Source organism: Achromobacter insuavis, assembly GCF_902859645.1.
Taxonomy (GTDB): Bacteria; Pseudomonadota; Gammaproteobacteria; order Burkholderiales; family Burkholderiaceae_B; genus Achromobacter; species Achromobacter insuavis.
In genome coordinates, this window is the sequence record NZ_CADIJR010000120.1 from 1 (window position 1) to 12,824 (window position 12,824).

Sequence of the window (12,824 nt, forward strand, 5' to 3'; positions counted from 1 at the left end):
CTGGCAGCCGCCTATGCCGCGCGCGCCGGCCTGCCCGGCGCGCGCCGCTTCGCCACCGGCGCCCGCGGGCTGCACGCGCTCTTGGCGGGCGACGGTCCGCTCGATGCGCTCGACGGCGGCCTCGATGCCGAGGAGCGCCTGAACACCGCCACCATCAAGGCCTGGCCCTGCTGCGCCCAGCTCTTCACGCCGCTGGACGCCACCCGCGAGTTGCGGGATGCGCACGCGCTGACGCCCGACGAGATCGAATCGGTCGACGTCGAGATCTTCACGCATGCGCTCAAGATCGCCGGCGTCGACTGGCCCGCCACGCCCGCGCAGACCTGCTTCTCGCTGCGCTATGTGGTGGCGCGGCTGCTGCTCGCGGGCCGGCTCGGCATCGAGGACATGGAGTCGCCGGACCTGCTGGCGCCGGACCTGCTGGCGTTGGCGCGCCGCATCACGGTGCGCACCAGCGACGCCTTCCAGCGCGAGTTTCCCCGCCTGCGGCCCAGCCGCGTGACCCTGACGCTGAAGGATGGGCGCAGGCTGAGCGCGTTGCGCCAGTTGCGGCGCGGCGATCCCGAAGACCCTTACGACTGGCCCGCGCTGCAGGCGCGCATGCGCGCCTTTGCGCCGGCCATGGATGACGCCGCCGCCCAGGCCATCGTGGCCTGGTGCGAGCGCTTCACCGATGCCGGCAATGACGCGCGGCCCTGCCTGCCGGATCCCGCGCTGTTCGGCGCGGCGGCGTCCCGCTAGGCGCCGACAAGGCGCGCCCGCCGGGGCGCGCCGATCCGCCTCATGCGCCCGTCATGGCGTGACGGACGGCGTCCAGGACGCGGGCGGCGCGGTGCGAAAGCCCTGCTGCGCCAGTTCGTGGCGCGCGATCTCGACCGCCTTGCGCTGCGCCGCCTCGTTGTGGCGCGAGGCCAGCCCCAGCACCACCAGCGCGCCGACGAAGGTCTCGTCGGCATCGAACACCGGCACGGCCACCGACGCCATTTCCGCGACCCGCTCGGAGCGGGTCATGGCGTAGCCCTTTTCCTGGATGTCGCGCGCCAGAGGCGTCGTGCCGCCGGTGAAGGCGCGCAGCACATGCGCCGACGAACCGCCGTCCTTCAGGCTGATGCGCGTGCCGACCTCGACGTGGTGGCGCACTTCCTTGGTGGTGTTTTCGCGGTAGAGGCAGATGCGGTCGTCGCCGCTGCGCACGTACAGGGCCACGGTCTCGCCGGTCTGCGCCACGATGCTGCGCAGCGCCGGCTGCAGGCGCGAACCCAGGTCGAAGGTATCGCGATACAGCATGCCCATGTGCAGCAGCGCCGGTCCCAGCGCGTAGGTGCTGCTGTCGTAGCGATGGATCATGCGCGCCTTGATGAACACGCCCAGCAGGCGCAGCAGCGTGGCCTTGTCCAGGCCGGTGCGGTCGGCCAGGTCGCGCAGCGACAGGCGCAGATGGTCTTCGCCAAAACACTCCAGCACGGAGATGCCGCGTTCGAGCACGCCGGCGGGCGGCTTAGGGGAATTCTCGCTTGACACGGTTTCGGATGCTTCCTATAGTTTTGTTCAATAAAACGTATTTTAATCAATGAAACGAAAGACGGCTACCGGACCAGGGAAATGCCGTCCCGGTTTCAACCAGGAGACAAGCGTCGCGCGGCAAGGGGGCCAGCCCCCGGCGCCGCGCACCGTAGCATTATGCCGAATCAGATCGATGCAATCGCCACGGCGCTCGGCGCCATCGTCGGGCCGTCCCACGTCCTGACCGACGCGGCCGACATGGCCCGCTACACGGCCGACTGGCGCCGCAATTTTCCCGGCGCCGCGCGCGCCGTGGCGCGCCCCGCCAATACGGCCGAAGTCTCGCGGGTGGTGGCGCTGTGCGCGGCGCAGGGCGTGGCGGTGGTGCCGCAAGGCGGCAACACCGGCCTGGTCGGCGGCTCGACGCCCGACGCCTCGGGCCGCGAAGTGGTGCTGAGCCTGGACCGCATGACCGCCGTGCGCCGGGTCGACGCGCTGGACAACAGCATCACGCTGGAAGCCGGCTGCACCGTGCTGGCGGCGCAGCAGGCGGCCGCCGACGCCGGTCGGCTGTTCGCGTTGTCGCTGGCCTCGGAAGGCAGCGCCACCATCGGCGGCGTGGTCTCCACCAACGCCGGCGGCGAGCAGGTGCTGCGCTATGGCAATACCCGCGACCTGACGCTGGGCCTGGAAGTGGTGCTGGCCGACGGCCGCGTGCTGCCGCAGCTGGGCACGCTGCGCAAGGACAACACCGGCTACGACCTCAAGCAGCTGTTCATCGGCGGCGAGGGCACGCTGGGCGTGGTCACGGCGGCGGCCTTCCGCCTGTACGCCCTGCCGCGCAAGGTGGTGACCGTGTGGGCCGCGGTGCCGACGCCGCAGGCGGCGGTGGACCTGCTGGCGCGCCTGACCGACGCGGTCGGCGAGCGCGTCACGGCGTTCGAGCTGATCGGCCGCCAGACCCTGGACCAGGTGCTGGCGCATCCGCTGGACGGCATGCGCGATCCGCTGGCGCAGCCCTCGCCCTGGGCGGTGCTGTTCGACGTCTCGGAGACCTCGGCGCTGATGGATCCCGAGCCCGCCGTGGAAGGCGTGCTGGAAGCCGCGATGGAACACGGCGGCGTGACCGACGCGGTGATCGCCGCCTCCGGCCGCCAGGCGCACGAGCTGTGGGCGCTGCGCGAGCACGTGCCGGAGGCGCAGCGGCTGGACGGCCCCTCCATCAAGCACGACATCTCGGTCGCGGTGTCGCGCATCCCCGAATTCATCGCCACCGCCGGCGCGCGGCTGCAGGCCCTGATGCCGGGCATCCGCATCGTCTGCTTCGGCCACGTCGGCGACGGCAACCTGCACTACAACCAGAGCAAGCCCCTGGCGATGGACGATGCCGCCTTCCGGGCGCGAGAGGACGCGGTGCACGACGTCGTGCACGAGGTCGCCGCGCAGCTGGGCGGATCGATCTCGGCCGAACACGGCATCGGCCGCCTCAAGCAGCACGCCTTCCTGCAATACAAGCCCGCCGTCTCGGTCGACGTGATGCAGCGCATCAAGCACGCGCTCGACCCGCGCGGCACCTTCAACCCGGGCCGGCTGCTGCCGCGCCCCGCCCGTCACTCCTAAGCCTCCAGGACCCGCACCATGCCCGTTTCCGTCTTCGACATGCAATCGCTCCAGCACCTGTGGAGCACCGATGAACTGCGCGCCATCTTCTCGGAAGAGAACCGCGTGCAGCAATGGCTGGAATTCGAGGCCGCGCTGGCCGAGGCCCAGGCCGAGCTGGACATCATCCCGGCCGCCGCCGCCGCGCGGATCCGCGCCCAGGCCGCCGTCGCCAATATCGACATCACGGCCATGTCGGCCGAGATCCGCCGCATCAAGCATTCGCTGGTGCCGGCGCTCAAGCAGTTGCAGGCGCATTGCGGCCCGGACCATGGCGAATGGCTGCACTATGGCGCCACCACCCAGGACGTGGTCGACACCGGCGTGGCGCTGCAGCTCAAGCAGGCCCATGCCGTCTTCATGCGCGACCTCGCCGCCGTCGGGCGCGAGCTGGCGCGCCTGGCGCAAAGCCATCGCGACACGCCGATGGCGGGCCGCACCCATGGCGTGCAGGCGCTGCCCATCACCTTCGGGCACAAGTGCGCGGTGTGGCTGGACGAGCTGGCGCGCCATCACGAGCGCCTGAAGGAATGCGAGGCGCGGGTGCTGGTGGGCATGGTGGTCGGCGCGGTCGGCAGCCAGGCCTCGCTGGGCGAACGGGCCGCCGAGGTCGAGCGCCGCACGCTGGCCAAGCTGGGACTGGAGGCGGCCCCGATCAGCTGGGCGCCGGCGCGCGACCGCTTCACCGAGTACGCGCTGGTGCTGGCCATGATCGGCGCCACGCTGTCGAAGATCGGCAATGAACTCTTCAACCTGCAACGCAACGAATTCGCCGAAGTCGAGGAAGCCTTCTCGGAAGGCAAGCTGGGTTCGTCGACCATGCCGCACAAGCGCAACCCGACCTCGGCCGAGAACCTCGCCGGCCTGTGCCGGCCGCTGCGCGCCAACGCGGCGCTGATGCTCGAAGGCATGGTGCAGGAAGGCGAGCGCGACGGCATCGCCTGGAAGATCGAATGGAAGGCGCTGCCGGAATGCTGCCTGATCGCCGGCGCCATGCTGTTCCAGGCAAAAAACCTGCTGGCCGGCCTGCGCGTCGATGCCGACGCCATGGCGCTGAACCTGGACCGCATGCGCGGCTACCTGCTGTCCGAACACGTGATGCTGGACCTGTCCGAGCGCGTCGGCAAACAGACCGCGCACGAATGGATCTACGAGGCCTCGATGCACGGCATCACCCACAAGCTCGACTTCGCCCAGGCGCTGCGCCAGCACAAGGATCTGGCCAACCTGCTGGGCGAGGAAGAGATCCTGCGCCTGACCGATCCCTCGGGCTACCTGGGGCAGTGCGCCGCCTCGGTGGACAGGGTGGTGCAGCGACATCAAGCCGGCTGGCTGCAGGCCTGACGGTTCCACCCTGATAAAAAATACACAGGAGACAAACACCATGGGCATTTCCTTCGCGAGCGGCGCCCTGCGCCGGCTGGGGCGGCGCGCCGCCATCGCCGCGACACTGGGCCTGGCCGCGCTGGCCGGCGGCCAGGCGCAGGCGGCATTTCCCGAGCGTCCCATCACCCTGGTGGTGGGCTTTCCGCCGGGCGGCGGCGGCGACCTCTACGGCCGCCTGATCGCCACCGCCATGGGCAAGACGCTGGGGCAGACCGTGATCGTCGAGAACCGGCCGGGCGCGGGCGGCAACATCGCCGCCGGCCTGGTCGCCAAGGCCGCCCCCGATGGCTACACCATCCTGCTGGCCATGAGCGGCAACCTGGCCGTGTCGCCGGCGCTCAAGCCGCAGAGCCTGCCGTACAAGGTGCCGGACGACTTCGCGCCGATCGGCCTGATCCTGGAAGCGCCGCACGGCCTGTTCGTGGCCACGCCGTCGCACTTCAAGACGGCGCGCGAAGTGATCGACGCCGCCAAGCAGAAGGAACTGACCTTTGCCTCCACCGGCACCGGCGGCGCCGCCCACATCGGCATGGAGACCATCAAGGAGCTGGGCCACCTGAAGCTGCTGCACGTGCCGTACAAGGGCTCCGGCCCCGCCATCACCGACATGCTGGGCGGACAGATCGACATGTTCTTCGCCACCGCCTCGCCGCTGGTGCCGCAGGTGCAGCAGGGCCAGCTGCGCGTGCTGGCGCTGACCGGCCGCCAGCGCAGCCCGATCCTGCCCGACGTGCCGACCTTCAAGGAACTCGGCATCGACATGACCATGACGCAATGGTATGGCCTGGCCGCGCCCGCCGGCACGCCGCCCGCCGTGATCAAGGTGCTGTCCGAGCACCTGTCGCGCGCGCTGGCGGACCCCACGGTGCAGAACACCATCCGCAAGGACGCCGCGATGGAGCGCGACCTGCCGACGGACCAGTTCAGGCAGTACATCCTCGAAGACATCGCCAACTACCGCAAAGCCGCCACCCCCGACCTGCTCAAGCAGATCGGCCAATGAACCCCATCCGACCCCACCGATTTTCAGGAGACCCCTCATGTTGCAGAACTGGACCGACACCCTCGTCAACAACCGCAAGGCCGGCGAGGCCCTGGGCAAGCACAACCCGCAGCTGCTGACCGCGTTCCGCGCGCTGAACCAGGCGCAGGGCGCCACCGGCACGCTCGACGCCAAGACGCGCGAGCTGATCGCGCTGGCGGTGGCCGTCACCACCCGCTGCGACGGCTGCATCGCCGCGCACGCCGACGCCGCCCGCAAGGCCGGCGTGACGGAGCTGGAACTGAGCGAGGCCCTGAGCACCGCCATCGCCCTGAACGCCGGCGCCGCCTACGTGTACTCGCTGCGCGCGATGGACGCGCTGACGGCCGGCCAGGGTTGAACGGGAGCCACGCATGCACACCACCCTGATCGGCGCGGACGAACTGGCCCGCGCGCTGCAAGGCCCGCGCCGCCATGACATCCTGCTGCTGGACTGCGGCTTCGAGCTGACGGATCCGCAGGCGGGCCGCCGCCATTACGACGCGGGCCACCTGCCGGGCGCCTTCCACGTGCATCTGGAAGACACCCTCAGCGGCTCCAAGACCGGCCGCAACGGCCGCCACCCGCTGCCCGACCGCGCCGCGCTGGCGCGGGCCCTGGCGGCGCTGGGCGTGAACGCGGACACCCAGGTGGTCGCCTACGACAACGCCGGCGGCATGTACGCGGCGCGGCTGTGGTGGCTGCTGCGGTGGATCGGCCACGAGACCGTGGCGGTGCTGGACGGCGGCGTGGGCGCCTGGCGGGCGGCGGGCCTGCCGTTGACGACCGAAGCGCCGGCGCCGCGACCGGCGGGCACCCTGGCCGTGGCCGAGGGCCGCCAGCCCACGCTGGACTACGCCCAGCTGCGGCAGGCGTTGGCCTCGCAGGCGCGCCTGGTGCTGGACGCCCGCGCCCCCGACCGCTACCGCGGCGAGAACGAGACGCTGGATGCGGTCGGCGGCCACATCCCCGGCGCGCGCAACCGCTTCTTCCGCGACAACCTGGGCGCCGATGGCCGCTTCCTGCCGCCCGACGCGCTGCGCCAGGCCTTCCTGGCGCACCTGGATGGCCGCGCGCCGGACGCGGTGGTGTGCCAATGCGGCTCCGGCGTCACGGCGTGCCACAATCTATTGGCCATGGAAATCGCCGGCCTGCCCGGCGCGGCCCTCTACCCCGGCTCGTGGAGCGAATGGAGCGCGCAACCCGACGCGCCCGTCGCCACGGGCGCCCACCCCTGACCCGCCCATGATCGACGCATCCTCCCGCCCGCCCCGTCCCGACAGCGGCCGCCTGCCCCACAGCGCGCACTGGGGTGTCTTCTCCGCCGCGTGGAAAGACGGCGCGCTCGAGGTGCGGCCGCATCCGGGCGACCCCGATCCCAATCCGCTGATCGAGAACTTCACCAACGCGCTGGATCACCCGGCGCGCGTCACCACGCCGATGGTGCGGCGCGGCTGGCTGGAACGCGGGCCGGGACCGGACGCGCGCCGAGGGCGCGACGACTATGTGCCGGTCAGCTGGCCCGAGGCGCTGGACCTGCTGGCCGCCGAACTGCGCCGGGTGCGCGACCAGCACGGCCCGCAGGCGGTGTTCGGCGGCTCGTACGGCTGGTCCAGCGCCGGCCGCTTCCATCACGCGCAGAGCCAGGTGCACCGCTTCCTGAACACCTCGCTGGGCGGTTACGTGCGCTCGGTCAACAGCTACAGCGCCGGCGCCTCGGCGGTGATCCTGCCGCACATCCTGGGCGGCATGGACGATGTGGCGCGCCGCAACGTCACCTGGGAACAGATCGTCGCGCATACCGACGTGGTGCTGGCCTTCGGCGGCATGGCGCTGAAGAATTCGCGCGTGGCCAGCGGCGGCATCAGCCGCCACATCGAGCGCGACTCGATGCGCCAGGCCGCGCGACGCGGCTGCCGCTTCCTGAACATCAGCCCGCTGGCCACCGACCTGCCGGCCGACGCGGCGGCGCAATGGATTCGCGCCGTGCCCGGCACCGACGTGGCGCTGATGCTGGCGCTGGTGCATGAACTGGTCGCCAACGGCTGGCACGACCAGGCGTTCCTGCGCGACTTCTGCGAAGGCTGGGGCGGCTTCGAGGACTACCTGATGGGGCGCGCGGATGGCCAGGCCAAGGACCCGGCCTGGGCCGCGCCGATCTGCGGCGTGCCGGCCGAAGAGATCGCCCGCATCGCGCGGCTGCTGCCGGGCAAGCGCGTGCTGGTGACGGTGGCGCATTCGCTGCAGCGCGCCGAACACGGCGAACAGCCCGTCTGGATGGGCGCGGTGCTGGCCGCGGCACTGGGCCAGCTGGGCCTGCCGGGCGGCGGCTACGCCTATGCGCTGGGCACGCTGGCGCACTACGGTAAGCGCAGCAACGCGGTGCCGGTGGCGTCGCTGCCGCAGGGCACCAACGGCGTCAAGGATTTCATTCCCGTGGCGCGCATCGCCGACATGCTGCTGCACCCCGGCGAGCCGTTCGACTACAACGGCAAGCGCATGGACTATCCGCACATCCGCCTGGCCTATTGGGCCGGCGGCAATCCGTTCCACCATCACCAGGACCTCAAGCGCCTGGCCCGCGCCTTCGCCACGCTCGACACCTTCGTGGTCCACGAGATCGGCTGGACCGCCACCGCGCGCCATGCCGACATCGTGCTGCCCTGCACGATGACGCTGGAGCGCGAGGACATCGGCGGCGCGCCCACCGACCCGCTGCTGGTGGCCATGCACCGCATCGCCGCGCCCAACGGCCTGGCGCGCGACGACTACGACATCTTCACCGACCTGGCCGAACGGCTGGGCACGCGCGAAGCCTTCACCGAAGGCCGCGACAGCGCCGAATGGCTGCGCCACCTGTATGAACGGACCCGCGCGGCGCTCGCGGACAAGGGCCTGGAGGCGCCGGACTTCGACCAGTTCTGGGCGCGCGGCGAATTGACGCTGCCGCAGCAGGACGACGACGGCGGCATCCTGCGCGCGTTCCGCGACGATCCCGCCGGCAAGCCGCTGCCCACGCCCAGCGGCAAGGTGCAGATCAGCTCGCCGACCGTCGCCGGCTTCGGCTATGCCGACTGCCCCGGCCATCCGGCCTGGCTGGCGCCGCAAGACGCGCCGACCCCGGCGCATCCGCTGTTCCTGGTGGCCAACCAGCCCGCCACCCGCCTGCACAGCCAGCTGGACTTCGGCGCCCACAGCGCCTCGCAGAAGCGCCAGGGCCGCGAGGTCTGCACCCTGCATCCCGCTGACGCCGCGGCCCGCGGCATCGCCGAGGGCGACATCGTGCGGCTGTTCAACCAACGCGGCGCCTGCCTGGCCAGCGCCACGTTGAGCGAGGCCATCATGCCCGGCGTGGCGCAGTTGCCCACCGGCGCCTGGTACGACCCGGTGCGCGACGAACGCGGCGAGGTGACGCTGTGCGGCCACGGCAATCCCAACGTCCTGACGCGCGATGTCGGCACCTCGTCGCTGGCGCAGGGCTGCAGCGGCCAGTTGACGGCGGTGCAGGTCGAGCGCCATGACGGCGCGCTGCCGCCGATCCGGGCGTTCGACCGTCCGCGCACGGACGACTCCAGGCGCTGACGGCCCGAACCGGACCTTGGCGGCATAATCGGGGGATATCGCGATCCCGCACAAGGAGGCTCTGCGCATGTCCATCATCCGTTCCTGGCGCGCCTTCCTGGCCGCCACCCTGCTGGCGGTCGCGGAGGGCAGCGCGGCCAGCTCGGGCGAAGCCGGCGCCGCCCTGTTGCAGGCCGCCGGCGACGGCGACGCCGCCCGGGTTCAGGCCCTGCTGGCCCGGGGCGCGCCGCTGGAAGCGCGCGACGCCGACGGCAACACGCCGCTGCTGCGCGCCACGCTGGCCAATGCCGAGGCGGCCGCCTCGGTCCTCATCCAGGCCGGGGCCGATGTCAACGCCAAGAACGCCATGCAGGACAGCGCCTACCTCTACGCCGGCGCGCGCGGCCACAACGGCATCCTGGCGCAGACGCTGCGCCATGGCGCCGACCTGCGCAGCACCAACCGCTACGGCGGCACCGCGCTGATCCCGGCCTGCGAACGCGGCCTGGTCGAAACGGTGCGCATGCTGCTGGCGGCCGGCGTCGATCCGGACCATGTCAACCGGCTGGGCTGGACGGGCTTGCTGGAGGCCATCATCCTGAGCGATGGCGGGCCGGACCACCAGGCCGTGGTCGCGCTGCTGATCGCGGGCGGGGCCGATGTGAACCTGGCCGATGGCGATGGCCGCAGCCCCCTGTGGCACGCGCGTCAGCGCGGGCAGGCGGCGACGGCGCAACTGCTGCTGGCCGCCGGGGCGCGCTGACGGCGCTGGCCGGCCCCTGTCTTCGATGTGAATGCGTGCGCAGGCGCGGGCCGGGCCCGGCGCGCGGTGATGCGGCGCTACGCGGCCAGGGCGGCCAACTCGCGGGTCTCGCCCGCCGCCAGGATCGGCGCGTCGGCGCGCGGCCGCCGCGCGGGCGCCGGCGCCAGGCGGCGAACGGCCGCCAGCACGTCGTGCGGCTCGGCGGGCTTGCGCATCAGGGTGGCGCGCCCTTCGCAGGCCGCGGCGATCTCGGATTCCGGGCGGCCGCTCAGCACCAGCACGGGCGTGTCGCCCAGGTAGGCGTTCTCGCGCATGGCGGTCAGCAAGGCCCCGCCGTCCATGCCGGGCATGGAAAAGTCGGTGATGACCAGATCCGGCCGCACTTCGAGCATCTGCCGCAGCGCGGTCAGGCCGTCCGTGTGCGTCGTGACGTCATAGCCTTCGCCGCTCAGGAATTCGCTCATCAGGGCGACCAGCACGGGCTGATCGTCGACCAAAAGGATTTTCGTCATGGTTGTCGGTGCCATGCATTCAAGACGCCGGCGGGCAAAACAGATTGGGGGAGAGGCCGAATCCTAGGACATGCGGGCTCTTCATGTGTGAAGTAATTGTATCCGGGCGAAACGAACGCCCCATACCCCTGTATATTTCCCCGGTTTGGCCTGGCGGCGGGGGTCAGAGCGCATCCCTATAATCGTCCACGCCGTCCCCGCCCCGCGCGCCGCCCTTTCCTCTGAACCGTAATCCGTTCTCATGCCGAATTCGCAGCAACCCGCCAGCCGCCACACCCTTCCGCGCACCCTGATCGCCGGCTTCGTGATGGCGGCGCTGGCCACCCTGCTCATCGCCTTCGTCAACGTGCGTTCGGCGGAGACGCGGGCCCGCGCGGTCAAGGCCATGGACCGCGCCACCGAGACGGTGCGCCAGCTCAGCCTGTTCAACTCGGCGCTCAAGGATGCCGAGATCGGCCAGCGCGGCTATCTGTTGACGGGCGACCCCTCCTACCTGCAACCGTACCTGCGGTCGGTGCCGCTGATCGAACAGCGTCTCGAGGTGGTAAAGGAAGCGGCGGCCGGCGATTCGGCACAGCGCCGCATCGTCAACGACATCGCCGGCATCACCCAGCAGAAACTGACCGAACTGCGCGAGACCGTCGAAATGCGCAAGGCCGGCGACGTGGAAGGCGCCATGGCGGTGGTGCGCACCGACGCCGGCAAGGATGCGATGGACCGCTTGCGCGACCTGGTCGCCGACCTGTACACGCGCCAGCTGAGCCAGGTCGAGGAGGAACGCGAGGCCTGGGCGGCGGCCTCGGCCACCTCGACCTTCTATTCCTGGGGCGGATCGCTGCTGCTGCTGGCGCTGATCCTGGCGTCGGCCGGCATGACCATCCGCGAATACCGCGCCAAGGCGCGCCAGGCCTGGGTCACGACCGGCCTCTCGGGCCTGAGCCTGCGCCTGCGCGGCGACCATCGCCTGGACGAGATCGGCAAGCGCGCGCTGGACTACCTGGCGGACTACCTGCACGCCAGCGTCGGCGCCGGCTACGTCGTCACCAACGGCGGCGACGACCTTGAACTGTTTGGCGGCTACGCCCTGCCGGCCGAGCGCCTGGCGCAGAAGATTCCCGCCGCGCAGGGACTGGTCGGGCAGGCCGCCAGCTCGCGCAAGCTGCTGCACCTGCGCGATGTGCCGGCCGGCCACTTCGAGGTCTCCTCGGCCACCGGCCGCTCCAACCCGGCCGAACTGATCCTGGCGCCCGCCATGCAGAACGAGCGGGTCTATGCCGTGATCGAGCTGGGCTTCAACCACGCCGTCGGCCAGAGCGAACGCAGCCTGCTGGAAGGCGCCTCCGAAATGCTGGCCTCCGCGATCCGCGCCGGCCTGGACCGCTCGCGCCTCGAAGCGCTGCTGGCCGAGACCCAGCGCCAGTCGGAAGAACTGCAGACCCAGCAGGAAGAGCTGCGCGTCAGCAACGAAGAGCTGGAGCAGCAAAGCCGCATCCTGCAGGAATCGCAGGCGCGCATGGAAGTGCAGCAGACCGAGCTCAAGCAGGCCAACGTCAGCCTGGAGCGCCAAACCGAGCAATTGCTGCGGGTGCAGGGCGCGCTGACCGACAAGGCGCGGCTGCTGACGCAGGCCAGCCAGTACAAGAGCGAGTTCCTGGCCAACATGAGCCACGAGCTGCGCACCCCGCTGAATTCGACGCTGATCCTGTCCAAGCTGCTGTCCGAGAACAAGCCGGGCAACCTGAGCGCGGACCAGGTCAAGTACGCGCAGACCATCTACGAAGCGGGCAGCGACCTGCTGGCGCTGATCAACGACATCCTCGACCTGGCCAAGATCGAGGCCGGCCAGGCCACCGTGGAAGTCGAGGCCGTGGCCATCGCGCCGACGCTGGAACGGCTGCTGGATCCGCTGCGGCCGATCGCGCAGGACAAGCGCCTGGCGCTGGAACTGGACATCGCCGCCGACGTGCCGGCGTCGCTGCACACCGATCCGCAACGGCTGGGCCAGGTGCTGAAGAACCTGCTGTCCAACGCCTTCAAGTTCACCGAGCAGGGCACCGTGGCGCTCAAGGTCTCGCGCGCGCCGCGCAACATGCTGTCGTTCGCCGTGCAGGACACCGGCATCGGCGTGCCGGCCGACCAGCAGGAACTGATTTTCGAGGCCTTCCGCCAGGCCGACGGCAGCAGCCACCGCAAGCATGGCGGCACCGGCCTGGGCCTGTCGATCTCGCGCGACCTGGCCAAGCTGCTGGGCGGCACGCTGTCGCTGGTCAGCACGCCGGGGCAAGGCAGCGTGTTCACGCTGCTGCTGCCGATGCGCCTGGAGGCCGCGCCGGCGGCGTCCGGCCCCAGCCTCCCCGCGCCGATCCCGATGCCCCCCGCCATCCCCGCCTGGGCGGCGCCCGCCGCGCCCGCCCCGGCG

At 71.1% G+C, this 12,824-nt stretch carries 10 protein-coding genes and 1 pseudogene; 9 read left to right on the top strand and 2 right to left on the bottom strand.

Annotation, left to right across the window (positions count from 1 at the left end):
• Positions 1 to 741 (top strand): annotated as a pseudogene (locus H0523_RS30135) (MmgE/PrpD family protein); the annotation flags it as partial.
• 51 nt (positions 742 to 792) lie between these two features.
• On the opposite strand, the gene H0523_RS30140 reads toward H0523_RS30135, so the two are convergent.
• Positions 793 to 1,521, bottom strand: a complete 729-nt coding sequence (locus tag H0523_RS30140) for an IclR family transcriptional regulator (RefSeq protein ID WP_231689723.1) — start codon at positions 1,519 to 1,521, stop codon at positions 793 to 795.
• A gap of 159 nt (positions 1,522 to 1,680) precedes the next feature.
• Between H0523_RS30140 and H0523_RS30145 the strand changes: the two genes are divergently transcribed.
• The 7 genes from H0523_RS30145 (at position 1,681) to H0523_RS30175 (ending at position 9,893) form a co-directional block, all read left to right on the top strand.
• Positions 1,681 to 3,123 (top strand): FAD-binding oxidoreductase, encoded by a 1,443-nt coding sequence (locus H0523_RS30145; RefSeq protein WP_054428853.1) that lies wholly within the window; start codon positions 1,681 to 1,683, stop codon positions 3,121 to 3,123.
• Between the two features lie 18 nt (positions 3,124 to 3,141).
• Complete coding sequence (gene purB / locus H0523_RS30150) at positions 3,142 to 4,506, top strand: adenylosuccinate lyase (protein WP_054428854.1); 1,365 nt, start codon at positions 3,142 to 3,144, stop codon at positions 4,504 to 4,506.
• A 40-nt stretch (positions 4,507 to 4,546) separates the two neighbouring features.
• Entirely contained in the window at positions 4,547 to 5,551 is a 1,005-nt protein-coding gene (locus H0523_RS30155) for a tripartite tricarboxylate transporter substrate binding protein (RefSeq protein ID WP_054428855.1), read from the top strand.
• Positions 5,552 to 5,588: 37 nt separating this feature from the next.
• Complete coding sequence (locus H0523_RS30160) at positions 5,589 to 5,930, top strand: carboxymuconolactone decarboxylase family protein (protein WP_054428856.1); 342 nt, start codon at positions 5,589 to 5,591, stop codon at positions 5,928 to 5,930.
• A 13-nt stretch (positions 5,931 to 5,943) separates the two neighbouring features.
• Entirely contained in the window at positions 5,944 to 6,807 is an 864-nt protein-coding gene (locus tag H0523_RS30165) for a sulfurtransferase (protein ID WP_054428857.1), read from the top strand.
• A 7-nt stretch (positions 6,808 to 6,814) separates the two neighbouring features.
• Complete coding sequence (locus H0523_RS30170) at positions 6,815 to 9,151, top strand: molybdopterin guanine dinucleotide-containing S/N-oxide reductase (protein ID WP_054428858.1); 2,337 nt, start codon at positions 6,815 to 6,817, stop codon at positions 9,149 to 9,151.
• A gap of 67 nt (positions 9,152 to 9,218) precedes the next feature.
• A complete protein-coding gene (locus H0523_RS30175) occupies positions 9,219 to 9,893 on the top strand; it encodes an ankyrin repeat domain-containing protein (RefSeq protein ID WP_082385862.1) in 675 nt (224 codons plus the stop codon).
• Positions 9,894 to 9,970: 77 nt separating this feature from the next.
• Here the strand turns inward: H0523_RS30175 and H0523_RS30180 are convergent, their stop codons facing one another.
• Positions 9,971 to 10,405 (bottom strand): response regulator, encoded by a 435-nt coding sequence (locus tag H0523_RS30180; RefSeq protein ID WP_231689722.1) that lies wholly within the window; start codon positions 10,403 to 10,405, stop codon positions 9,971 to 9,973.
• Between the two features lie 241 nt (positions 10,406 to 10,646).
• Here H0523_RS30180 and H0523_RS30185 point away from each other — a divergent pair.
• Positions 10,647 to 12,824: CHASE3 domain-containing protein (locus H0523_RS30185; RefSeq protein WP_257225184.1), on the top strand; the 2,178-nt coding region annotated here is incomplete at its 3' end.